The organism is Pacificibacter marinus, assembly GCF_900109555.1.
In the GTDB taxonomy this organism is placed as follows: domain Bacteria; phylum Pseudomonadota; class Alphaproteobacteria; order Rhodobacterales; family Rhodobacteraceae; genus Celeribacter; species Celeribacter marinus_C.
Map to the genome: position 1 here is coordinate 24,131 of NZ_FNZV01000011.1, position 23,066 is coordinate 47,196.

Sequence of the window (23,066 nt, forward strand, 5' to 3'; positions counted from 1 at the left end):
ACTTCTCACGCGCTAGGACAATGCAATGACCGCCACACTTTCTTCCGCTGATATTCGTACAGCCAAACGCGACGCCACTGGTGTGCGCGATCGTGACCTTGCAGACAATCTGGGCATCTCAGAAGCGCAGCTCGTCGCGGCCTTTACAGGTGCAGACGGTGATCACCGCGTGACGCGGATTGCACATCACCCGGATGATGTCATGCCGCGGATCACAGCACTGGGAGAGGTCATGGCGCTGACTCGCAACGAGTCTTGTGTGCATGAACGTGTTGGTACGTTTTTGGATTACCGCTCTGGTGCGCACGCATCGATGGTGCTGGGCCCAGACATCGACACACGCATTTTTCCAAAACATTGGGCGTTTGGATTTGCTGTGGAAACCAAAACAGACAAAGGCACGCGTCAATCATTGCAGTTTTTCGATCACGCTGGGGATGCTTTGCAAAAGATTTATCTGCGTGACACGTCAAATCATGACGCATGGCCTGCGCTGATTGATGTGCTAAAAACCAATGACCAAAGCTATACAATTTCTGTGGTGCCGCGCAAAGACACTGAAGGCGCAAAGGTCAAAGCCGACAATCGCGAAACCTTGCTGACATCGTGGGCGGCCCTGACGGACACGCATCAGTTCAATCGCCTGTGTTCTAAACTTGGCATGAATCGCCTTGGTGCATATCGTTTGGCATCGGGTGAGAAATGGGTGCGCCCTGTTCAGCCTGATTGCATTGAAGCATTTATGAACGCCGTATCACAAGCACGCCAAAAGGTGGTTTTGTTTGTCGGCAATGCTGGCAACATTCAAATTCACTGGGGCACGCTCGACACGATCAAGCCCATGGGCCCGTGGTTGAATGTACTGGACCCAAATTTCAACCTTCATCTGCGCAACGATCATGTCGCCGAAGTCTATGTTGTTGAAAAGCCAACAAAACGCGGGCCTGCCATGTCTTTGGAAGCGTTCGATGCAAAAGGCGGATTGCTGTTTCAATGCTTTGGTCAACGCGATGGCGAGGACGATGATTTGGCGCAATGGCATGGCATTTTAAGTGCCTTGCCATCTCTTGAAGAGGTGATGGCATGAAATCTGTTTTATTCGCAGTGATGCTTGCGCTTCCCACTTGGGCAAGTGCCGACAGCTACCCAAATGCGCAGTCTATTGTGTCTATCGGTGGCCCTGTGACCGAGATTATTTTCGCTTTGGGTCAAGGCGACCGCGTCGTGGCGCGTGACACTACATCTGTGTTTCCGCCCGAGGTGAATGAATTGCCGGATGTCGGCTATATGCGCCAATTGTCCTCCGAAGGGGTCTTGTCCGTTGGTCCCGATTTGATTGTGACCCGTGACACGGCCGGTCCACCCGAAACGCTGGAACAATTGCGTGCTGCTTCGATCCCTGTTGTGGAAGTGCATGACGCCTATTCCAAAACGGCGGTGTTGGACGCCGTGGATGTGATCGGCACTGCGCTTGGTGTGCAAGAGGCGGCCCAAGCGTTGCATGCACAGATTTCTGCGGAATTTGAAACGTTGGAACAGTCGGTTTCACAGCAAAAGCGCGCGCCGCGTGTTTTGTTTGTTCTATCCAATCAAGATGGACGTTTGAATGTTGCTGGGCGCGGCACGGGTGCGGATGGCATTATCACGCTTGCAGGAGCGGAAAATGTCATGGGCGCAGCTTTTGAAGGCTATAAAATCATCAACAACGAAGCCTTGATCACTGCCGCGCCAGATGTGGTTTTGATGATGGAAGGTCGCGCAGATCATGCGGGCAAAAAAGATGACATTCTGGGCCTGCCAGCTTTGGCTTTCAGCCCTGCGGCTGTAAACGACAGCTTTGTTTTGATCGATTCTGCGGCGCTTGGGTTTGGCCCGCGCACGGCGCAGTTTGCAAATGATTTGAATCGCGCTCTGAACGCGGCAACGGATTAAATATGTCTGTGACGTCTTTTCCTTCGACTAGCAAAGCACCGACCCAAGTTGGGGATCGGCGTGCCCGTGGCGCGTTGATTCAAACGACGCTGGTTGTCGCGTTGATCTGTGTGATGCTGCTCAGCCTTGGATGGGGCGCTGCGTCCAGCACCGATGTGATCGGGGCGCTTGGCGCTAAGTTCGGCGTCGGAACGGCAAACCTGCGCGATATGGCTATCGTTTGGGATATTCGGATGCCCCGTATGGTGACTGGTGCGCTTGTGGGCGCAGCTTTGGCTGTGTCTGGTGCCGTGATGCAGGGGTTGTTTCGCAATCCTTTGGCTGATCCGGGTCTTGTCGGTGTCAGCGCTGGTGCGGGGCTTGGCGCAGTCGCAGCCATCGTGTTGGGGGGTCTTTTGCCTGCCGCATTTCAGGCTATCACGGGATCTTATCTTGTTCCCTTTGCCGCTTTTCTTGGGGGGTGGGCTTCTACTTTGGTCTTATACCGCATCGCCACCCAAGGCGGGCGAACATCAGTGGCAACCATGTTGCTTGCAGGCATCGCTTTGGGGGCACTGACTGGGGCAGTCACCGGATTTATCGTGTACCGCGCCACGGATGATCAACTGCGTGATTTGACGTTTTGGGGTATGGGATCATTGGCTGGGGCAACTTGGCTTAAGTTGATGACAGCTGGCCCTATTATCATTTTTACGCTGCTATCCGCACCATTTTTGGCCCGTTCGCTTGATGCTTTGGCTTTGGGCGAACCTGTTGCCGCGCATCTTGGGGTTGATGTGCAAAAAATGAAACGCCTTGCCGTGCTTAGCGTCGCGGCCTCTGTCGGGGCCTGTGTCGCGATTACGGGCGGTATTGGTTTCATCGGCATCGTAGTGCCGCATCTGTTGCGGCTGGTTCAAGGCCCTGTGCACCGCACGCTTTTGCCCAATGCAGCATTGCTTGGAGCGATTGTTTTGCTTGTGGCGGACATGTTTAGCCGTGTTGTTGTGTCTCCCGCCGAGCTGCCCATCGGGATCGTAACGGCGACGTTGGGTGGACCGTTCTTTCTTTGGATACTTCTCAAAAATCGTGCAATTCTGGAGAGTTAATCATGCTGGACGCCAAGAATATTTCTGTCGCATATGGTAATCGCCTTGTGCTTGATGACGTGAATTTCATAGCCCAAGCGGGGCAAGTTACAGCTATCGTTGGTCCGAATGGTTCTGGTAAAACAACGCTTTTGAAAGCCATCACGGGTGAAGTTAAATGTAGCGGCGAGACCCGTTTGGATGGGCGCATCTTGGCACAGATGTCGCATGCGGATTTGGCGACACGCCGTGCCGTGTTGCCGCAATCTGGTAATGTTGCTTTTCCCTTTACGGTTTTAGAACTCGTGCGTTTGGGGCTGACCAATGGGTGTGCCACAACCGATGTGGCCGCAATGGATGCCTTGCCACACGCCGCTTTGGCCCGTGTGGGGCTGAGCGGGTTTGAGGGCAGATATGTGCAAGAATTGTCTGGCGGCGAAAGGCAGCGCGTGCAGTTGGCGCGTGTCTTGCTGCAAATTTGGGAACCCGTTTTAGATGGTGTGCCGCGGTGGTTGTTTTTGGATGAACCTGTCTCGGCCTTGGATATTGGGCACCAGTTGATGGTGATGCAAATTGCGCGCGATTTTGCTGAGGCGGGCGGCGGAGTGATTGCTGTCATGCATGATCTCAACCTGACAGCCATGTTTGCCGATCATGTGACTTTGCTCAATCAGGGCCGGGTGAAAGGGGATGGCCAACCCCACGAAGTGTTCACCGATGATCATTTGTCAGCGTGCTATGGCTGTGCTTTGCGTACAAACACGCCGCCCCCCTTTGGTGGAACATGGTTGTTGCCACAAGCCGCGTCGCAATGGATGGAGGTGGCAGAATGACCGATATCCAAACCATTCCAGTGTTCAGATCACCTGATTTGGATGTCACGTCGCAATACTATGCCGAACAATTGGGCTTTGTACCCGAGCGGGTCTTGAGCGATTATTTGATCGTGCGGCGCGGGCCGATTGAGCTGCATTTTTGTCCGCATGACTACGAAACAGATCGCCCGACTGAGCAACGTTGTTACATTCGCGGCGCTGATATTGATGCGATTCATGACGATTTTGTCGCGCGCGGTCTTAATGGATTTCGTCAGTTTGAGCGTACGGCATGGAATATGTTTGAGTTCTACGTGTCAGACCCATTTGGGCTTTTACTTGTCTTTGGGCGCTCTGCCACCGAAGGCCACCCGCCTGCGTCTCTTAAGTGATGGAGCTTACATTGAAACATACCCTTAAAATCCTCAGCGTGATCATTTTGTCCGGCGCTTGTGCGCCTGTATGGGCGGCAGAGACCACGCAGATTGAACTGAACAGCACCACGCAATCTGGCGATGCGTGCCGTCTCACATTTACGGCCAATGCCCCGTTTGGGTTGGCCGCATTGGAAACCCAAACGGTTTTGTTTGACACTCAAGGGGCCGTGAGCACATTCACTTTGTTTGACTTTGGTGAGGTGCCTCAAAACGGTTTACGTGTCCGTCAATTTGATGTGCCGGGCACTCAATGTGGCGACATCGGTTTGATTTTGTTCAATGGGGTTGAGCGCTGTTCCACATCAGATGGCGCAAGCTGCGAACACGCTTTGACATTTGCATCGCGCGTTGATGCTATAGAGGTCCAACAATGATTAATCTTGCTCTAGAACGCCTTACATCCATCGTTGATATGGGCGGGCCTGTTGTTGCAATCTTGATTGGGTTTTCGCTGATTGCTTTGGCCTGCATCATCTGGAAACTGGGTGTGTTTTTGATCGAAGGCATTGGCGGCGGTGTTTCGCGTGGGTTTGCACGCACCATATTGGATCAGGTGAAAGACGCTGAACATCGTGGTGTTGCCAATGATGATTTGCGCGCCCGTACGGCAGCGCGGATTGAACGTGAATTTGAACGTGCGGGCGCGGGCTTGCGTCTATTGGATGTCATCGCACAAGTCGCCCCACTTTTGGGCCTATTTGGTACGGTTCTTGGTATGATTGCCGCTTTTCGGACTTTGCAAGAAGCCGGAGGGACCGCCGATCCTGCGGTGCTTGCGGGCGGGATTTGGGTCGCTTTAGTGACCACTGCCGCTGGTCTGGTGGTTGCGATGCCTGCGTCTATGGCGCTGTCATGGTTTGATGGTCGACTAGAGCGCCATGATCGCGCTTTGCGGGATGCGCTTGAAGATATCTTGGCCCCTGATGTGTTTGGAGCACCTCACCCGAATGTCGATCTGCGCGCTGCTCATGTCTAGGGGCGCACGCGGGCGACGGGGGCGTTTGTCGCTGACATCGCTTATCGACGTGATTTTCCTATTGCTGCTGTTTTTCATGTTGTCGTCCACATTTTCAAAATTCGGCAGCGTCGAATTGAACGTTGGCGGTGGAAATGCCAGCACGGATTTTCAAGATGCGGCGCTGGTGTTTGCGCGCTTGTCTGCAGATGGTGTGACGATTAACGGACGCAGTACCACGCTTGACGCGTTACCCGCCGCTCTGGATCCGCTGCGTCGAGGGGGCGACTTGCGACTTTTGCTGTCGGTGTCTGAGGGCACGAATGCGCAAAGTTTGATCGATGCGTTGCGTGTGTTTCATGCCGTGCCAAATGCACGTTTTGCCATTTTGGAGGATTCATGAGCTTTGTATCTGGTCGTCGCGCATCCAAAACAGAACCGACTTTGCCATTGATCAATGTTGTGTTCTTGATGCTTATTTTCTTTCTGGTTGCGGCTCAAGTTGCACGGCCTTTGGATTCGGATTTGTCCTTGGTTCAAACCGATGATCCTGATGTGGTGCCACCTGCAGATGCGCTTGTGGTGCACAAAGATGGATCGCTGACCTGGCAAGGTGCGCCAACCACTGTAGACGCCATGCTTAAAGCCACGCGAGAGGGCCAAGATGACGCCGCGCCTGTCCGTATTTTGCCCGATCGTGATGCGCCCGCGAAAAAGCTGTTGGACATTGCACGGGCTGTGCGTGCGCTAAGTCCTGAGGGAAAAATCATGGTCATCACACAAAGAGGTCTAGAATGAAGACGCTTTGGATTTGTACCGCTCTGGGTTTGTCCGCCGCGCTACACGTGGCTGGGGCTGCATTGACAAAACCATCTGCCGCGCCCGTTTTAGAAGGGGGCACAGTTGCTGGCGAACTGGCTCTTGGGATCGGATTTGATGATCTTGTTAAAGCCACCGCTGGGGCTAAAAGCCAACCTGTTGTACCCAAGCCCACCCAAATGGCTGCTGCAACGTCGCGGTTAACGCCAGTTGAGGCTAAGCCTATGCCCGCACAATTAAGTGCCACGTCTGCGCAGGCTGCGATTGCCCCAGTTCAGCGGCTCAAAGCGGTCGAACCGCCTAAAGCGGAGCCCGTTAAAGCGTCGCCCCCGCAACCCAAACCTGTCCCGCGTGAAAAGCCGAAACCCAAGAGTGAACCGGCAATTGCGCAGCGCGGAAACGCTGCGGTTAATACGCGCAAAGGGCAGGCGCAGGGCACGCAAGCAGGCACTCAAGCTGAGGTGACAAAAGGTGCGCGTGAATCTACAGCGAAGATTGCAGGGGATGGGGCTATTAAGTCCTATCAATCCAAAGTTTTGCGTCGAATCGCGCGGGTTCCCAAACGTGCGGCAGGGGCGCGCGGCAAGGCGCTTGTGGGTATCACGATTGCGGCGTCTGGCCAAATAGCAAACGCGCGGATCGTGAAAAGTTCTGGTCATGCAGGCATAGATAAAGTTGCGTTGGCTCAAATTAAGCGCGCTGGACCGTTTACACCAACGCCGACTGGAAAATCTTTGAACGTTGTTGTGCGGTTTGACAGTAAAAGCTGATCTTTTTCTGTGTTGCGCACATTTTTACGATTCCATTAGTTGATAAAAATAGTCAGGTATGGTATTTACAGTTTATACAGTCAAAAGTTCTAAAAGCCATGCCAAGCGGCCAGCCACACAAACAGAACACTTGCTTCGCTCTATACCAAGCCCTCACGACGCACTGGGGGGACGATCTCATGTCCGATAAGGCTTTTAAAATGAACGCACAAACACCTCACGAACTTGCCCCGACATCAGAGCCGCCCATCGATGCGCGCGTGTTGATTGGCGATGGTATAACACGCCAAATATATCTTGATAATCAAGTGTATACGTTACGGATTACACGGGCTGGCAAACTTATTTTGACGAAGTAAACAACTGATCCAAATTCCGTTGTATCGCAGCGGAACCCGAGCGAGACTTCTGTTGCGTTACCCAATTGACCGATATTTTGGGTAAAAACATCGCGGCTCATGCAGAATATGATTTCTGCGTTGAACTATGCGGCCAAAATGGTTGCGGCAGGGCGCAGCTAAACTATTGGGTGCTGGACGCAGGTCCATGTTTTGAAACTTTGCTTTTTATTTGAATAACCGCTTATGCTAGCGCACTCTGTTTGCGCTGGCATGAAACGTGCCCGCTGTTTTAAAAGGACGAGGCATGTTTCTTTCGGTTTTTGATATATTCAAGGTCGGCATAGGCCCATCCTCATCGCACACCATAGGTCCGATGATTGCAGGCAATCGTTTCATCCAAAAGCTCATACAGGCCAACTGTAAACCACACCGTTTGCGTGTCGTTTTACATGGATCTTTGGCTTTCACTGGCAAAGGTCACGCTACAGATCGTGCGGTGATGCTTGGCTTGGCAGGATTTAGACCTGATGATTATGATAAAGCTCTGGCAGATCAGTGCCTAAGCGACATTCTTGCCACCAAAACGATCACGCCGCAGACCTTGCCGCAGGTTCAGTTTGATCCCGAAACAGATTTGATATTTGACTACGGCCCGCCACTGTCTGGTCATGTCAACGGATTGCAACTGAGCGGGCTCGATATCAACGGAAACGTACTGCTGCACGAGGTATATTATTCTATCGGTGGTGGGTTTGTTTTGTCCGCAGATGAGCTTGACAGCCCGCCGGATGATGCGGGGGCTAAGGTATCTTATCCATTTGAAAGTGCTAACGAAATGCTGCGCATGTCGCGCGCATCAAATATGAGCATTGGGCAGATGAAACATGCCAACGAGCTTGCGCGTTATTCACCCAAAGAATTGGAAGACGGGGTTCAACGGCTTTGGCAGGTGATGTCCGATTGTATTGATCGCGGCATGGCAACGGGTGGGATTTTGCCCGGCGGCCTCAATGTGCGTCGCCGTGCGCTTGGCCTGTACGATGGGTTGCAAAAAAACAAAAATAACAGTGGTGAACCACCGCATAGGATCGTTGATTGGATCAACCTATATGCCATGGCTGTGAATGAAGAAAACGCCGCTGGCGGACAGGTTGTGACTGCGCCCACCAATGGGGCCGCTGGTGTTGTGCCCGCCGTCATGCGCTATTGGCTTGAACATGTGCCCGGCGCAACAGAGGCAGGGCTGCAAGATTTCTTATTAACCGCAGCGGCCATCGGGGGATTGGTGAAACACAACGCATCAATCTCAGGCGCAGAATGCGGATGCCAAGCCGAAGTGGGCAGCGCATCTGCGATGGCCGCAGCGGGGCTGGCTGCGGTTTTGGGTGGCACACCTGAGCAGGTGGAAAATGCTGCCGAAATCGCATTGGAACATCACCTTGGACTGACTTGTGACCCAGTTGGCGGTTTGGTGCAAATTCCATGTATAGAACGCAACGGTATGGGCGCACTCAAAGCGATTGCGGCCGCATCATTGGCACTTAGTGGCGATGGGACGCATTTTGTAAGCCTTGATGCATGCATCCTAACGATGCGTGAAACAGGGCGCGACATGAGTGACAAATACAAAGAAACATCCATTGGCGGTCTGGCCCTAAATGTTCCCGCGTGTTGAGGCTAAACGCAAACTGAATTTAACTTAAAGTAGGCAACTGTGCCGGATGACTGCTATCCCACAGGGATTTTTTGACGTGTGCGCAATACTTATTGTGGATTCAAAAGGGCTTAGAAATGAGCGGTTTTTAGGTCAGTATTAATGACCTAGTTGGCGAATTTCAATACACGAGGCATGCCCTACTTGATACCGCCACCATCACGAATCCAACCGAAATAGTCTGGGCTACCCATTTGGCCGCCTTTTAGCGCCAGTTCCAATCCATCCATTGCACCGTCTGCATGTGCCTTAAACAATGACGCTCCTGGAATTGTAGGCGCCAATGCAGACAGCGCAAAAATCCCAAGTTGACGCGTGGCAAACCCTGATGTGTCGCCGCCAGAAATCACAGCACGGCGAATTTTGCTTTGCGTCAGAATGCGCAGCAAAGCAGTGCCCAAAGCTTCGCCAATACGTTGATTGACCTCTGAGCTGGTTTTGCCGGACTGTTTTACAGCGGCGATAAATTGCGTCACAGCGGGATCATCAGGCCCCTCTGCGGTAAAGATCAGTGGATCGCGTCCCTTAGATATAGAGGCAAGACTGGCTGTGACGATATTGTCGATTTCAGTGTCTAAAGTGAGTATATCACCGCAAGCTTGAGTTGCATCGAACCGGATCGCATCAAACCCATTGGCGCGGGACCATGCGATTTGGTCCGCTGTGGTGGGCGATACGGAACCAGAGATCGTCACCATGCCTTGTGCCCGTCCAGCACTGCTTAGCGGGGTTTGTTCTGGCAAAACGCCTGTGTCAATCCAGTGCCGGACCAAGGCAAATTCGACCCCTTGTGAGCCCACAACAAACGGGTTTTGTGCGCGATTTTCCCAAAGCTGTCGACCTGCGGCGCTTTCGGTTTGGGCATCAATGCAATCCATGGTGAAGGCTTGAATGTGATCGGGCGTATTGGCTGTTTTAGGGGCGCGATTTGCGGCGATATCTTCAACAGACCAAAGAGAGGTTTCAAGGCGATCTGATTGTAGTGAAATGTGGCGCGCCACATCGGATTCTGTCATTGGAGTCACTGGATGGCGGGCCATGACAGGATGGCGATCAAGCCGGTATACCGTATCCCCGTGCCCGGAAAAAAAGTGGCCAAACATTTGAAAACGCCGCATTTGTGGAGCCGCCACAAGGATGGGAAGCTGAGCGGAATTTGTGAGATCAGCAGCTATTTCAATAGCGCGCCCTATGGAGCCTGCGGTGGGGGATGAGTCCAATGTGGAACATATTTTATAGTGAAAGAGTTGCGGTGATAGATCGAGCAAAGCTTTGAATGCATGAGGTAGATTTTGATCCATCCACTCCGGCGATTGAGCCCGTGCAGTTGAGGCCACACCTATGGCTTTTAAATGCGCATAGCGTGCCAGTTGATCTACGGTTGGCACATCCAAAAACAACATCGCAGGCAGGCCTGCGAATGCCAGAACCTCCATCACGGCCGCGGCTCCGGTGAAGTCGTCACCATACCACGCGAGCAAGAGGTCTTTGGAGCGTTGTGTCACATTTAATTCCTTTGGTATACCATTCTTGCGAATGCGCTTGACTTAAAAATATGCTTAGTATCTTATCATACCAGTTGTCAATTCTGGTCGATTATTAAATATAGACCAAAAAATAGGGAGATGCAGTGTGACGAAATTAGCATTGTTTGGAGCTGGCGGGAAAATGGGCGTACGCCTGTCACGCAACTTGGTGAATTCGGATTTCGAGACAGCACATGTCGAAGTGTCCCAAGAGGGCCGCGACCGTTTGCAGGCTGAATTGGGCCTGTCTTGTGTCGATTCTGATGCGGCCTTGGCTGGTGCTGATGTAATCGTTCTGGCTGTGCCTGACACTGTCATAGGAAAAGTTGCCGCCTCTATTATCGATAAAGTGCCCTCTGGCGCGATGATCGTTTGCTTGGATGCCGCTGCGCCTTTTGCCGGTCATTTGCCCAAACGCGCCGACGTTACATATTTCGTCAGCCACCCATGCCATCCGCCAATCTTTAATGACGAAGACACTGTAGAAGGGCGCAACGACCGCTTTGGTGGAATCGCTGCCAAACAGGGCATCGTGAACTCTTTGATGCAAGGGCCAGAAGCCGATTACGCACTTGGCGAAAAAGTTGGCACAACGATTTTTGCGCCTGTGGCCAATTCTTATCGCGTCACTGTCGAACAAATGGCACTGCTCGAGCCTGGCTTGTCCGAAACAGTTGTGGCGACACTTTTGGACGTGATGAGAGAAGCCATGGACGAAGTTGTTGCACGCGGCGTGCCCAAAGCCGCAGCGCGTGATTTCTTGCTTGGTCATATGAATATCTTGGCAGCTGTTATTTTCAAAGAAGTTGACGGCGTATTTTCAGATGCGTGCAACAAAGCTATCGAATTTGGCAAACCTGTTTTGATGAAAGACGACTGGAAACGCGTTTTTGAACCCGAAGAAATCGCGGCAAGCATTGAGCGCATTACCTAAAATTAACCAATATAAACAAAGCCCTCAGCATCTTTCACGCGACGCTGAGGGCGGCACTATTTAAAGCTGTAAGTTCACAATTGGCAGTACGGATCAGTCAGATTTACGCGAAAATCGCCATTCAAATGGGCCAAATCCATCCTTTGACATAGGCATTAAATTGGCTGTCAAATCTGTATCCCCCACACACAAATACGCACCGCCGCCTTCGCGCTTTGCTATCTTGACGGGTTGTCCAGCCAACGCAGCAAGCTGTTTCAACGCATCCGTGATCGGGCCAGTTTTTTGTCCGTCAGTCACCACACCTCGAGGTCCGTAAAGGGCGGCGGGGGTCCAAATCGCGATATCTGCAGGGGCCAAAGCACAGGCCAAACCTACGACATAGGCCGCACCAAATTGACCACGATGACGTGGGTCATCATCAGCCATACAGACACGCAGGCCCTCAGGGTTGGGAATGGTGCGATCGCCATATGGATTTTGCCGCATGGCAATGCTAGCTGGTCCAATTCTATAGGCGCGAGCGCCAATGATATCACGCGCCGTGCGGGTGATATGTGGGATGGCTTCAAGGGTTTCCATTACCGACAAATCATCGGCGGCATGGACAATGGGACACAGCCCATGACTGATGAAATCAAGCTGATCAATAGGCGGGCGCTTGCGGTTTAATTCAGGGAAAAAACTCACAACGCCGCCCCCTCGTGAGATATTTGGAAACGCCTTGGCTGCGGCGCTATGGACCAGATCCAGCGGCGGGCAGGGCGGCCATTGTGACCCGGGCGGTGTTGACCCGCGATCTACAGAGGGGCAGATTAAAACGCTGGCAGGGGCAAAGCCCGTTTCGGCCATTTGAACCGCCAATGCCATCAATTCAGGTGCGGGATCGGCATCACACTGGCAAATCAATTCCAGATCAAAGGCAACGTCAGGACAAGCATTTTGTGCCTGTGCAAAGGCTTGGAATTGGTCAGATGTGGCGCCAATGTCCGTATCCAAATGACACAAAAGCCGCTGGGGATTTACATGGGACAAGTCCGTTGGATTGGTCGCCAAATGCCGTGCATCGTTGGGTGTGATCACCAATGCCATTTGCGGAAATATGGCGTTTTCATGGGGGGCTGGGGCATCCAACTCAACCGCCGAACCCGACATTTTCCACGTTATTTCAACGGATTGCGTAACAGATGCACCGTTTTCAATTTTGTAGGGCCATGGTTTGGCCAAAGGGCGATTGTACGTTTTATAAGACGCATCCCCCCATTGGCGCTGGTCTTCCATTTCAAAGGTATCCCCCTTGAATTGGCAGGTCACAACATGGCCACCGACATGGTGGGCCAGACTGGTGATGTCCATAAAGGGTTGCCATGGTTCAATGAGCGCAGGAAATTGGGCGGATTCGACTGTTCCATCGCTGTGCCCCACACGCACAGGGCAACCGGCGACATGTTCAATCGGATGCAGTACCGTAAATCCCGTGCGGTTGGTTTCAAATGCGCCAGAGGCGTGACCCGTGACAGACATTTTCAACCCATTTGTGCTGGCATGAATGTCGATATCTACATCAAGAGTCGCGCCTTGGTTGCCGTAGCGTGCATGATACGACAGGTGTAGATCTGTTTCGGTTTGCAGAATGACCTCATCGGACATCACTGGCGCAAGCGTGCCCCAATCACGATCTCGTACCACAAAAGCGATGTTGCGAATGGCCTCTAATGTATCCAGTTTTACATGACGAATGGCACCGTTTTCATAGGAAAACGACAGGTCGCCGATAGAGAATACTTGGCTTTCCATCGGTGGTTGGTTGGTACCATAGAGGGCGAAATTACGGGGCATCAGATGTCGGACAGGTTTATTGCGGTGCCTGTTTCGGCCGATAGATAGGCTGCTTCAACTAGGGCTAATGTCTTAAGATTGTCCGTGCCTGAGGTTTCAGGCTCGGTACCCGTCGCAATGCATGTCACAAAATGCTGTTGGATGGTTTGCACGCTTTCTTGAATGTTGTGCCATGGTTTTTCGGCCCACGGCAATAGGGGCGGCGACACATCAATTTCACTGTCCGTCTTGCCCTGCACCGTCAATTTATAGCCAGCGTCCAAGCGCAGAGTGCCTTCGGTGCCATCAATTTCAAGCAGCGATTGTGGAAAGGTTTCGGGTTTGCGCTGGGTCGCATAGGAACAATCGACAATGCTGGTTGCGCCGCCGTCGTGTGATAACATCATCGTAGCCACATCTTCGCCTTTGATATTAGGGTTGATGCGTCGCGTGGTGGCAGAAATTTGGCTGACATCGCCAACAAAAGCGCGGGCAATGTCTAGAATATGGATGCCCAAATCTTCGATGATGAACCGTTTGCCTTTGGCCAAATAAGGTTGGCCTGAAAACACATCATAGCCAGAGCGAAAGCTGACGCGACAGAAGAATGGCGTGCCAATCGCACCAGAGCGCACGGCTTTTAGGGCTGCTTGGATGGGCAACTGCCACCGAAAGTTTTCGTGCACCATCAGCGTTTTGCCCGCATTCTTCGCGGCAACAACCATGGCGCGGGCATCTTGCATCGTTTCCGCAAAGGGCTTTTGGCAAATGATGTGAACACCCGCTTGTGCGGCCATTTCGACCAAAGGACGATGCGAAGGGGCGGTTGTGGCAATATCGACAAAGTCAAAACCGCCACTGGCAAACATTTCAGCAGCGTCCGAATATGTGCGTGTGACGCCAAATTTTTCGGTGCAAAACTTTAAGCGCACAGGATCACGATCACACAAGGCAACGATATCGACACCCTCAATATCGCGCCACGCATGTAATTGATTTTCCGCGAAAAATCCGCAGCCGATCAAAGCACCTTTCATCGTCATCTCTTATTTCCCCAATGCGGCTTGCGCTTGCAATGCGACGCGCGCTTGCAGTTTTTGTTGAGCTTGATCAATCACTACGGCGGCGATGATCACAAGACCTTTGATGACGGTTTGCCAAAAGGATGACACGCCCATCATCACCAAACCATCTGACAGCACACCGATCACACAGGCCCCAATGATAGTGCCAGCAATGCGACCCCGTCCACCGGACATTGACGTACCGCCCAAAACCGCAGCGGCGATGGCATTTAATTCGAACGTATCGCCAGTGGCAGGGTGAGCGGCCACTAGTTGCGAGGCGATGATCAACCCGACCAGAGCAGCACAAAACCCCGAGAACAGATAGACGAAATATTTGGTTTGATTGACTTTAATCCCAGACAGGCCCGCCGCGCGTTCATTGCCACCAACGGCATAAATATGACGCCCCAACGGGGTGCGCGCCGCGATATATGCGGCCAAAATGCCTACGGTGATTAAGATACAAATCGAGACAGGAATGCCAAAGACTTCGCCCGCGCCAATCCAACGGAACGTATCAGACCCGTACTCAGGATTACCGTGCAGGTTTGGAAATGTACGCCCGTCAGAGCTGAGCATCGCAGCCCCGCGTGCAACATAAAGCGTGCCCAACGTGGCGATAAATGGGGCCACATGCAGCTTGGTGATCAAAAACCCGTTCACCGCGCCAACGCCGATGCCCACCAACATCACCAGCAAACAGATTTCAAGCGTGTTGAACTGCATCGACCACCCAAGACCGATATCAATGCCGTTTAAAATCAAATAACCCGCAACCATACCGCACAGCCCGACGATAGAGCCCACCGATAAATCGATCCCGCCTGATACGATGACAAAAGTCATACCGATGGCCAAAATAGCATTCAATGCCACGTGTTTTGACATGATGACCATATTGGCGGTGGACATGAAATTAGGTGCATTGATGGCGAAGAAAACAAATACCAAAATCAATGCGATAAAGGTGCGCGCTTTGAGGAAAATCAACAAAGCGTCTGAACTTGAGCGGGCCTTTGCGGCGATCGATTGGTCAGCCATCACGCAGACTCCTTATTTTTAGAAATGGTTTTGTGGCCAATGGCCGAAGCTTCGACGAGCGCTGTATTCGTGGCCGTTTCACGAGAGAATTCACCCGTGATTTTGCCATTCGACATCACTAAGATGCGATCTGATAAAGACATAACTTCGTCCAAATCCGACGTGACAAAAATGATGCCCAAACCATCTGCAGCCAGTTTGCGCATGACGCGGAACACTTCGGCTTTGGCGCCGATGTCGATGCCGCGAGAGGGTTCATCCATCAGTAATACTTTGGGGTCAGTCATCAGCGCTTTGGAAATCACCACCTTTTGCTGGTTGCCGCCTGACAGCGACGACACGGCATGTTCGGGCGATGCTATTTTGACCGTCATGCGCTTGACGAAATCTGCAACGATGCGCTTTTCTTTTTTAAGGTTCATTTGAATGCCGCGGGTGAATTGCCCCAAACTGGACAGGGTCATGTTCTCGCGGATTGACAGGATTTGCACCAAACCGTCGTTTTTGCGATCCTCTGGAATCAACGCAAGGCCGCGCTTGATACGTCCTGAAACGGTTTTTGTTTTTAGCTGCGTGCCATCGATAAAAATCTGACCGCTGGCATGAGGATGACGCCCAATGGCGCATTCTAAAAATTCGGATCGTCCCGCGCCCATAAGGCCGTAAATCCCAAGGATTTCACCCTTGCGCAAAGACAGAGATACATCATCCACAAGCATCCCGCCACCAACGCGCCCAAGGGACACATGTTCGGCACGAAACACTTCGTCGCCGTAGGGATGTTCGATTTCTTTGGCAAAATCTTTACCGCTTTCACCGATCATATTGCGCACGATCCAGTCCACATCGACGCCATCCATAGATTGCGCGCCTGTGATGACGCCATCGCGCAACACGGTGATATAATCGCCAATCTGGATCAGCTCTTCGAGCCGGTGGGAAATATAAACGATGCCCACGCCATTGCGTTTGAGGTCGGCAATAACGCGAAATAGAATTTCGACCTCGGCGGCGGACAGCGCAGATGTCGGTTCGTCCAAGATAAGAATTTTGGCATCTTGGGCCAAAGATTTAGCAATTTCAACGATTTGCTGTTGTCCGACTCGCAAGTCGCCCACGAGATCTTCAGGGTCGATGTCTTGTTCCAGTCGCTTCATCAAAGCGCGCGCTGTCTCACGTTGCGCAGTTTTATCGATGTCGATTCCGCCGCGTGTTTTCTCACGAGCAATGTAGATATTTTCGGCCACGGTCATATTGGGAAACAAGTTCAGTTCTTGAAATACGATGCCGATGCCACGCTTGGCTGCATCTTCGGTCGTTTTAAATATAACCTGCTCGTCATCGATAAGAACTTTGCCATCCGTCAATTGTTCGACGCCAGCGATGACTTTCATCATCGTTGATTTGCCCGCGCCGTTTTCACCGACAAGCACATTCACTGCGCCCATGCGTAGATCAAAATCGACGTTGCTGAGTGCGACTGTGCCGGGATATACTTTGGTGCCACGACGAATGGACAGGCCAATTGGATGTTCCATTATGGCCCCTCAAACGTCAGCATAGTCGGTACGACTTCGGGCTTTGTGGTGGCATTTTTGTAGCTAAAGACGCCTTCAAATGAAACTGTCTGACCTGTTACATCAGTCTCTGGGTCGGGAATCTCTAGACGTTCATGTGCCATAGCATTCAACCCGCCAGCGAGCTTGGCAAATTCAATCTGATCACGAAAATCGGTAAAGGTTAAAAAGGGCATTGCATCCCGCAGCGCAGTGCCGCGAATGACGGGGCCAAGCTGAATCGTGAGATCGGCGACGCCATCCGCATCGGTGTCGATTTGCAGTTTGGCCGCACGACTTTTGAGTTTGGCTTCAACAACAATACCTGAGCCGCTGACAGCGAAATTCCATGGATTTGCTTCGCCTTCGGGTCGCAAACCGTGGGCCTGCCCCGCAGCCTCTGGATCTTGGGCCTGGGCGGCGCGCAGATCGGAAATTGATACAAGATTGTTGGTCACGGTCGGTAATACTTGTGCGTCCCAGACATCGCGCGCGTAGGCAGCCATCCGAACCTCATCAGTTTGGTTGGCTTCGACTTCGGTCGCGGAATTAGGGTCTGGGTTTTCGACGATTTTGCAGCCGGCGGTTGCTGTTGCCAAACCAAAAGCCAGAGCTGGGATAAGAAATGTATGGCGCATGATGTCTCCACGCTGCGACCTTGGGACCCGCCTAAAAAGCCAGTCCCAAGGTTTTCAAGTTTTAGAGATTACGCGCTGAGAGCGAATGTTTCGAGATCAGCCGCGTTGTCAGCATTGATCAAAACACAATCCATCAATTGCTTTTCTGGCAGGCCAGTTGAACCTGTCGTGATGAATTGATCCGCTTGTTCAACAGCAATCTGCGCTTGACGGTAGGCTGGCTGAAGAACAGTCGCTTTGATGCCGCCCGCAAGAATGCTGTCACGCACATCGTTTGAACCGTCAAAACCAACAACGATCACATCGTTGCGACCAGCTGCTTCCAAAGCAGCCCATGCGCCCATGGCCATTGTGTCATTGCCACAAATCACGCCTTTGATGTCTGGGTTGGCTTGTAAAATGGATTCCATTTTTTCGAACGCTTCGGTTTGTGACCAATTTGCAGATTGCTGCGCGACCATCACCAAATCGGGATATTGGTCGATGATATCGTGGTAGCCGGATGAGCGGATGCCTGCGTTTGTGTCGGCTTCGCGGCCCAGCAATTCAACGTAGTTTCCGGCCTCTTCCATGATCATTACGAACTCTTCAGCGCCAAGCTGCGCGCCTTGGTAGTTGTTCGATACGATTTGGCTAACGGCGATGCCAGCCTCTTTGATTTCACGGTCAATCAAGAATGAAGGAATGCCTGCATCTTTGGCGCGTTGCACGGCAGCGACAGTAGCGTCAGCACCAGCATTGTCCAAGATAATGGCATGAGCACCCCGCGCAATTGCGGTGTCAAACAGTTCAGATTGTTTGTTTGGATCATCATCGTGCACCAACACGATGGTTTCATAGCCCAGCTCGATGGCGCGCGCTTCGGCACCTACAGCTTCAGCTTTAAAGAATGGGTTGTCATGGCTTGGCGTCAAAATGGCGATCAACCCTTTGCCCGCAGCAAAGCTCATGGATGTGCTGGCGAGCGCTACAACGCTCGCAAGACCCGACATAAAGATACGACGATTGGTTTTCATTGGTAGTCCTCCCTAAGTCTCAGCCAAGCGGAGACCGCGGCTGAATGGAGGTATCTTGTCTGACATACCAGTACGATGTCAACAGGTATAATGAGTACATATGCAGATCGTGAATTTGTTGGTATGACGTCAAAATACTTGGTCAGAAATTACAATGTTTTTCATCAAAACAAGACCCAAAACACCGCTAAAAGGGAAAAACCGCCCGCAAATAAAATTGCGGACGGTCCAAAGTCAACTGTTGTTGTGCAGGGTGATGTCACGGGTTGGGATGGTAAATGAAAGGGAATAAGGCACGAAACACTCTGCGTAACGTGAGGGCGCTAGCTCACTTCATATAGTGGATCAGAGCGGCTGAGATGATCAGACATCATCTTAAGTGCGCCATCACCATCACGCCGCTCCAAGCAATCGACAAGACGATCGTGTTCAAGCAGGGTCGTATTTTCACGCCCTGACCACAGCAGAAGTGGTTTGTAATATTGAAACAGCCACGACAACATAGCTTGGGTGACTGCTTGGATAAGCGGGTTGCCCGTCATTTCAGAAATCGCGACATGAAAGGCAATATCGGCTTCGATAAAGGCTTGGTCTTGCCCCAACTTGCTGCGTTGATCTTCGATCAGCTCTCTAAGAATGGCCGTTTGTTCAGGGGTACAATTTTGCGCGGCAATCTGCACCGAACTGGCTTCGATAATTTTTCTAAGCTGTTTGAGGTGATCCAGATTGGCGGGTTCTGTTGACAGTAAAAGTTTGGCGATATTGTCAACTTGATCAAAAGCGATGTCTGCCGTCAGCTTGTTGACCTTACTGCGCTCGCCATGTGAAATCGAAATGACGCCCTTGTTTGCCATCATTTGCAAAGCTTCACGTACAGCAGGGCGGCCCACAGCAAACCGTTCCATCAAAGCCCGCTCAGAAGGCATGGCATCGCCAGGCGCAAGTTCGCCAGATTTGATCATATCCCACAATCGATCAAACACCTGATCGGACAATTTTTGTCGAATAATAGGCTTTTGTGATGCGGGTGTGGGAGGCGTTGGTTTCGAGGTCATTGGCTTGGTATTATCCTTGGGCTGCTCTGACTGTTGCACACATATGATGTGTTGACTACATGATTGATTGCCGCCCATCTACGCTCCACACATGATATTTTGGTGATTAATGCCCATTTTCCATGGCTTTAATGGGCTAAGAGGAAAATATTGCATACTGGTATGATGAGTATTAGAGTTGCCGTAAATAAAAAAGGGCACGAGATGACCAGTACATCCATCAACGTCACATACCGACTTGAAACATCCGGCGATATCCAAGCATTGGCCGCAAAAATTGCATCTGACCAGTCCACGGGCACCTTTACCGAATTGCCGGGAGAAACCGCCGAAGTTCAAGCACGCTGTGCTGCGACCGTTGTACAGATTACGCATTTGCCCGCAACAATCACTCCATCGATTCCCGATGCTACGGGCCATGGCCCCTATAAACGTGCCGATGTCGTGATTGCCTATCCTTTGGAAGCTGTCGGCACAGATATAGCTGCTTTGATGACGATCACCATCGGCGGTGTTTTTGCTGTCAGCGGCTTATCTGGCGTGCGTGTGATGGACATCGATTTCCCGCCTGAATGGGCCTGTCATCCGGGACCACAATTCGGCATTGCGGGATCTCGGCGTTTGACAGGTGTGATAGAGGGGCCGATTATTGCCTCGATCATAAAACCCTCACTGGGGCTATTGCCGGATGAAGCTGCAGCCGTGATCAAACAGTTATGTGACGCCGGCGTGGACTTTATCAAAGACGATGAAAAACTGATGAGCCCAGCCTATTCACCGCTTGAAGCGCGGGTCAAAGTGATCATGCCTGTGATTAAGGATCACGAACAAAAGACCGGTAAAAAGGTGATGTACGCGTTTGGAATTTCGTCAGCAGATCCCGATGTGATGATGCGCAATCATGATTTGGTAGTGCAAGCCGGTGGAAATGCTGCTGTGATCAACATCAATTCCATCGGTTATGGTGGCATGTCCTTTTTGCGCAAACGCTCAAGCCTGTGTCTGCATGCGCATCGTAACGGTTGGGATATTTTGACGCGTCATCCGGGTCTGGGAATGGAATTTCGGGCCTATCAAAAAATCTGGCGTCTCTTGGGCGTCGATCAGTTTCAAATCAACGGCATTCGCGCCAAATACTGGGAACCCGATGACAGTTTTGTGCGCTCTTTTGGTGATGTGATGACACCTATTTTTTCCGAAAATGACCGTGCCTTGCCTGTAGTTTGTTCTGGTCAATGGGGCGGGCAGGCGGTGGAAACCTACCAGCGCACAGGGCGCAGTTTGGATCTGATGTATCTGGGCGGTGGCGGCATTCACGGTCACCCAATGGGCGCCGCCAGCGGTGTTGCCGCAATCCGTCAAGCATGGGATGCGGCGCGTGATGATGTGAGCCTTGCGCAAAAGGCCAAGGATCATCCTGAACTTGCAGCAGCTTTGGCCAAGTGGCAAGAGTAGTTTCTATTCAATAAGATAGGGACGGGCGCACGGTATTATATTTCCGCGCGCCTGCTGACATATTAATTTTAGCTGTATTTGTCATCTAGGGCAGCGATCGCATCAACGTTGCCAGCGGACGATCCTTTGGGATCAAAATTGCTGTTCAAAAACGTATCGGCGATGGCTTTTGCCAATTCAGGCCCAATGACGCGCGCACCCATAGTGATAATATGCGCGTTGTTGGATGTAGCAGCTTTGCCCGCAGAATACGTGTCATGACACTGCGCGGCGCGAATGCCCGATACTTTATTGGCGGCCAAACACACACCGATGCCCGTGCCGCAGACCAAAATTGCGCGATCATATTCGCCTGCAATCACGGCTGAGGCAACACGGTCAGAAAGATTGGCGTAAAACGCATCTGGTCCTGTGCCCGTGCGGGAAATTTCAGAGACGTCATGAGATGTGGACAGGTGTTGCGCTAGAATTTTAGCAAGGCCTTCACCAGCGCTATCGCCTGCAACTGCAATTTTCATAAGATGTTCCTTTGTCGAAATATAAGTTCAAAGTGTCGCGGCGCATTTGGCGAGAATGTTGAGATATCCATCGACATCCCAAGCCGCGCGTCCGATGAAAAGCCCATCAATATGGGGACACTGGATGAGCTCTTCGCAATTATTTGGATTGACTGAACCGCCGTACAGACAGGGCACTGTGCGGCCCAAAACAGAGTGAGCCACAGCAATAATTTCGGCTTGGCGCGCATCCGCGTAGTCTGATGTCGCGGGAATACCATTCGCGCCAATGGCCCAAACAGGTTCATAGGCCAGCAGGATTTGCGCGTCTTTTTGCGCCTCTGACAACTTGCCTAAAGCGCCGCGCACTTGAGTCTCAAGGACGTCTGCGGCGCGGCCTGCTTCGCGTTCAGTCAAAGTTTCGCCAATGCAAATCAACGGTGTCATGCCATGACGCACGGCAGCTTCGACTTTCAAACCGACGGTTTCATTCGTTTCGCCAAAGAATTCACGGCGCTCGGAATGGCCCAACTCGACGATTTGAGCGCCGCAATCTTTGACCATCAAAGGCGACACTTCGCCCGTCCATGCGCCAGCGTCAGCCCAGTGCATATTTTGCACGCCTACCTTGACGGATGTGTCTGCGAGCACATTCTTAACCTCGCGCACCGTGGTAAATGAGGGGATAACAAAGCGCTGAATGCGGGGATCACGGATCACATCAGCAGCGACCAAACCTTGGGCAAAGCTCAATGCTTCGACCAAGGTTTTGTTCATTTTCCAACTGGTGCCGATCCAAATGTTTGGGTGTGTCATGTGCTTTTGATCCCTTGGGTTACGGCAAACGTTAGCTTCAAATTCGCCTGATCTATCGCCGTTAAACTGTCTGCGTCTGGCTTGGCATCCGTTATCACGGCATCGAATTCTGACAAATCTGCAAGCTTGTGAAGCGCCGTGCGACCAAAGCGATTGTGATGGACCAACAAATAGGTTTTTGCCCCAGCTGCGATCATCGCACGCTTGGCGCGCACCACGGTTTCATTCATGTGAAACACTTCAAGACCGCTGACAGCTGGCGCAGAAATAAAGGCAACATCGGCGCGCAACGCGGTCAACGCCGCTTCGGTCATCATGCCAAAGTAGCCGTTGAACTTGGCCGAATACACGCCACCTGTCGCAATCAATGTGATGCCCGTTTCATTTTTTAAAGACTCTAATATAGCTGCATTGTTGGTGATCACCGTCAGCGGGCGTCTTTCTGGCAAACGTGCCCCTAGCGTTGCCGCCATCGAGCCGTCGTTGATCATAACTGTCATACCCGGTTCGATCAGGGTTAGCGCGGTTTCGGCCATCGCATTTTTGGCATCACGATCTTGCTGAGCCCGAAACCGAAAGTCGCTTTCAAACTGCGTGCCCGCATCAATGGTGCCGCCACCGCGAATTTTACGCATAACACCTGCGGTCTCAAGATCGTCGAGATCGCGGTGGATGGTCATTTTGGACACCGTGAATCGCTGCGCCAGATCGTCCAAATCCACCGCTCCGTTGGACACGAGCAGGTCCATGATGGCTTGTTTTCTGTCCTCGCGTTTCATGGTGGGTTTGTCCGTCGG

25 protein-coding genes are annotated in these 23,066 nt (G+C 52.0%); 14 read left to right on the top strand and 11 right to left on the bottom strand.

What is annotated here, in order from left to right:
- Window positions 1-25 precede the first annotated feature (25 nt).
- From BM025_RS13605 to BM025_RS13660, 12 genes are all read left to right on the top strand, one after another.
- Window positions 26-1,087 carry a hemin-degrading factor gene (locus BM025_RS13605; protein WP_085850085.1) on the top strand — a complete coding sequence of 354 codons (1,062 nt, stop codon included), beginning with the start codon at window positions 26-28 and terminating at the stop codon, window positions 1,085-1,087.
- On the top strand, window positions 1,084-1,932 hold the full coding sequence (locus BM025_RS13610) for a heme/hemin ABC transporter substrate-binding protein (protein WP_085850086.1): 849 nt from the start codon (window positions 1,084-1,086) through the stop codon (window positions 1,930-1,932). Before BM025_RS13605 ends, BM025_RS13610 begins: the two co-directional genes overlap by 4 nt.
- Before the next feature lie 2 nt (window positions 1,933-1,934).
- Window positions 1,935-3,020 carry a FecCD family ABC transporter permease gene (locus tag BM025_RS13615; RefSeq protein ID WP_085850087.1) on the top strand — a complete coding sequence of 362 codons (1,086 nt, stop codon included), beginning with the start codon at window positions 1,935-1,937 and terminating at the stop codon, window positions 3,018-3,020.
- Window positions 3,021-3,022: 2 nt separating this feature from the next.
- On the top strand, window positions 3,023-3,832 hold the full coding sequence (locus BM025_RS13620; RefSeq protein WP_085850088.1) for a heme ABC transporter ATP-binding protein: 810 nt from the start codon (window positions 3,023-3,025) through the stop codon (window positions 3,830-3,832).
- Window positions 3,829-4,206, top strand: coding sequence for a VOC family protein (locus BM025_RS13625; RefSeq protein ID WP_085850089.1), 378 nt, complete (start codon window positions 3,829-3,831; stop codon window positions 4,204-4,206). The genes BM025_RS13620 and BM025_RS13625 overlap by 4 nt, the downstream gene beginning before the upstream one ends.
- Window positions 4,207-4,217: 11 nt before the next feature.
- A complete protein-coding gene (locus BM025_RS13630; protein ID WP_139204581.1) occupies window positions 4,218-4,625 on the top strand; it encodes a hypothetical protein in 408 nt (135 codons plus the stop codon).
- The gene (locus tag BM025_RS13635) at window positions 4,622-5,227 is read left to right on the top strand and encodes a MotA/TolQ/ExbB proton channel family protein (protein WP_085850091.1); all 606 of its coding nucleotides are present in this window, start codon (window positions 4,622-4,624) and stop codon (window positions 5,225-5,227) included. The genes BM025_RS13630 and BM025_RS13635 overlap by 4 nt, the downstream gene beginning before the upstream one ends.
- Window positions 5,220-5,609 (top strand): biopolymer transporter ExbD, encoded by a 390-nt coding sequence (locus BM025_RS13640; protein ID WP_085850092.1) that lies wholly within the window; start codon window positions 5,220-5,222, stop codon window positions 5,607-5,609. The genes BM025_RS13635 and BM025_RS13640 overlap by 8 nt, the downstream gene beginning before the upstream one ends.
- A complete protein-coding gene (locus tag BM025_RS13645; RefSeq protein WP_085850093.1) occupies window positions 5,606-6,004 on the top strand; it encodes an ExbD/TolR family protein in 399 nt (132 codons plus the stop codon). The genes BM025_RS13640 and BM025_RS13645 overlap by 4 nt, the downstream gene beginning before the upstream one ends.
- On the top strand, window positions 6,001-6,795 hold the full coding sequence (locus BM025_RS13650; protein WP_085850094.1) for an energy transducer TonB: 795 nt from the start codon (window positions 6,001-6,003) through the stop codon (window positions 6,793-6,795). Before BM025_RS13645 ends, BM025_RS13650 begins: the two co-directional genes overlap by 4 nt.
- Before the next feature lie 200 nt (window positions 6,796-6,995).
- Window positions 6,996-7,154, top strand: a complete 159-nt coding sequence (hemP, locus tag BM025_RS13655) for a hemin uptake protein HemP (protein WP_085850095.1) — start codon at window positions 6,996-6,998, stop codon at window positions 7,152-7,154.
- Window positions 7,155-7,440: 286 nt separating this feature from the next.
- A complete protein-coding gene (locus BM025_RS13660) occupies window positions 7,441-8,811 on the top strand; it encodes an L-serine ammonia-lyase (protein ID WP_085850096.1) in 1,371 nt (456 codons plus the stop codon).
- Between the two features lie 179 nt (window positions 8,812-8,990).
- Here BM025_RS13660 and BM025_RS13665 read toward each other — a convergent pair whose 3' ends face one another.
- Window positions 8,991-10,355 carry a four-carbon acid sugar kinase family protein gene (locus tag BM025_RS13665; RefSeq protein ID WP_244515745.1) on the bottom strand — a complete coding sequence of 455 codons (1,365 nt, stop codon included), beginning with the start codon at window positions 10,353-10,355 and terminating at the stop codon, window positions 8,991-8,993.
- 127 nt (window positions 10,356-10,482) lie between these two features.
- On the opposite strand from BM025_RS13665, the gene BM025_RS13670 reads away from it, so the two are divergent.
- Window positions 10,483-11,310 (top strand): phosphogluconate dehydrogenase C-terminal domain-containing protein, encoded by an 828-nt coding sequence (locus tag BM025_RS13670; RefSeq protein ID WP_085850097.1) that lies wholly within the window; start codon window positions 10,483-10,485, stop codon window positions 11,308-11,310.
- A 93-nt stretch (window positions 11,311-11,403) separates the two neighbouring features.
- On the opposite strand, the gene BM025_RS13675 is transcribed toward BM025_RS13670, so the two are convergent.
- The 7 genes from BM025_RS13675 to nanR form a co-directional block, all read right to left on the bottom strand.
- Entirely contained in the window at window positions 11,404-13,149 is a 1,746-nt protein-coding gene (locus tag BM025_RS13675; protein ID WP_085850098.1) for a D-apionate lactonase family protein, read from the bottom strand.
- The gene (locus BM025_RS13680) at window positions 13,149-14,171 is read right to left on the bottom strand and encodes a Gfo/Idh/MocA family protein (protein WP_211753576.1); all 1,023 of its coding nucleotides are present in this window, start codon (window positions 14,169-14,171) and stop codon (window positions 13,149-13,151) included. Before BM025_RS13680 ends, BM025_RS13675 begins: the two co-directional genes overlap by 1 nt.
- Window positions 14,172-14,174: 3 nt before the next feature.
- Window positions 14,175-15,236, bottom strand: coding sequence for an ABC transporter permease (locus BM025_RS13685; protein WP_085850100.1), 1,062 nt, complete (start codon window positions 15,234-15,236; stop codon window positions 14,175-14,177).
- A complete protein-coding gene (locus tag BM025_RS13690; protein WP_085850101.1) occupies window positions 15,236-16,774 on the bottom strand; it encodes a sugar ABC transporter ATP-binding protein in 1,539 nt (512 codons plus the stop codon). Before BM025_RS13690 ends, BM025_RS13685 begins: the two co-directional genes overlap by 1 nt.
- Window positions 16,774-17,430 (bottom strand): DUF2291 family protein, encoded by a 657-nt coding sequence (locus BM025_RS13695; protein WP_085850102.1) that lies wholly within the window; start codon window positions 17,428-17,430, stop codon window positions 16,774-16,776. The genes BM025_RS13690 and BM025_RS13695 overlap by 1 nt, the downstream gene beginning before the upstream one ends.
- A gap of 68 nt (window positions 17,431-17,498) precedes the next feature.
- Complete coding sequence (locus BM025_RS13700; RefSeq protein ID WP_085850103.1) at window positions 17,499-18,446, bottom strand: D-ribose ABC transporter substrate-binding protein; 948 nt, start codon at window positions 18,444-18,446, stop codon at window positions 17,499-17,501.
- Between the two features lie 323 nt (window positions 18,447-18,769).
- A complete protein-coding gene (nanR, locus tag BM025_RS13710; protein WP_085850105.1) occupies window positions 18,770-19,501 on the bottom strand; it encodes a transcriptional regulator NanR in 732 nt (243 codons plus the stop codon).
- 204 nt (window positions 19,502-19,705) lie between these two features.
- On the opposite strand from nanR, the gene oiaX reads away from it, so the two are divergent.
- Entirely contained in the window at window positions 19,706-20,956 is a 1,251-nt protein-coding gene (gene oiaX, locus BM025_RS13715; protein WP_085850106.1) for a 3-oxo-isoapionate-4-phosphate decarboxylase OiaX, read from the top strand.
- Window positions 20,957-21,024: 68 nt separating this feature from the next.
- Here the strand turns inward: oiaX and derI are convergent, their stop codons facing one another.
- Genes derI through BM025_RS13730 form a run of 3 tightly spaced genes read right to left on the bottom strand, consistent with a single transcriptional unit; the run spans window position 21,025 to window position 23,048 of the window.
- Window positions 21,025-21,474 (bottom strand): D-erythrulose-4-phosphate isomerase, encoded by a 450-nt coding sequence (derI, locus tag BM025_RS13720; protein WP_085850107.1) that lies wholly within the window; start codon window positions 21,472-21,474, stop codon window positions 21,025-21,027.
- A 27-nt stretch (window positions 21,475-21,501) separates the two neighbouring features.
- Window positions 21,502-22,269 (bottom strand): triose-phosphate isomerase, encoded by a 768-nt coding sequence (locus BM025_RS13725; protein ID WP_085850108.1) that lies wholly within the window; start codon window positions 22,267-22,269, stop codon window positions 21,502-21,504.
- Window positions 22,266-23,048, bottom strand: coding sequence for a DeoR/GlpR family DNA-binding transcription regulator (locus BM025_RS13730; RefSeq protein WP_085850109.1), 783 nt, complete (start codon window positions 23,046-23,048; stop codon window positions 22,266-22,268). Before BM025_RS13730 ends, BM025_RS13725 begins: the two co-directional genes overlap by 4 nt.
- Between the last annotated feature and the right edge of the window lie 18 nt (window positions 23,049-23,066).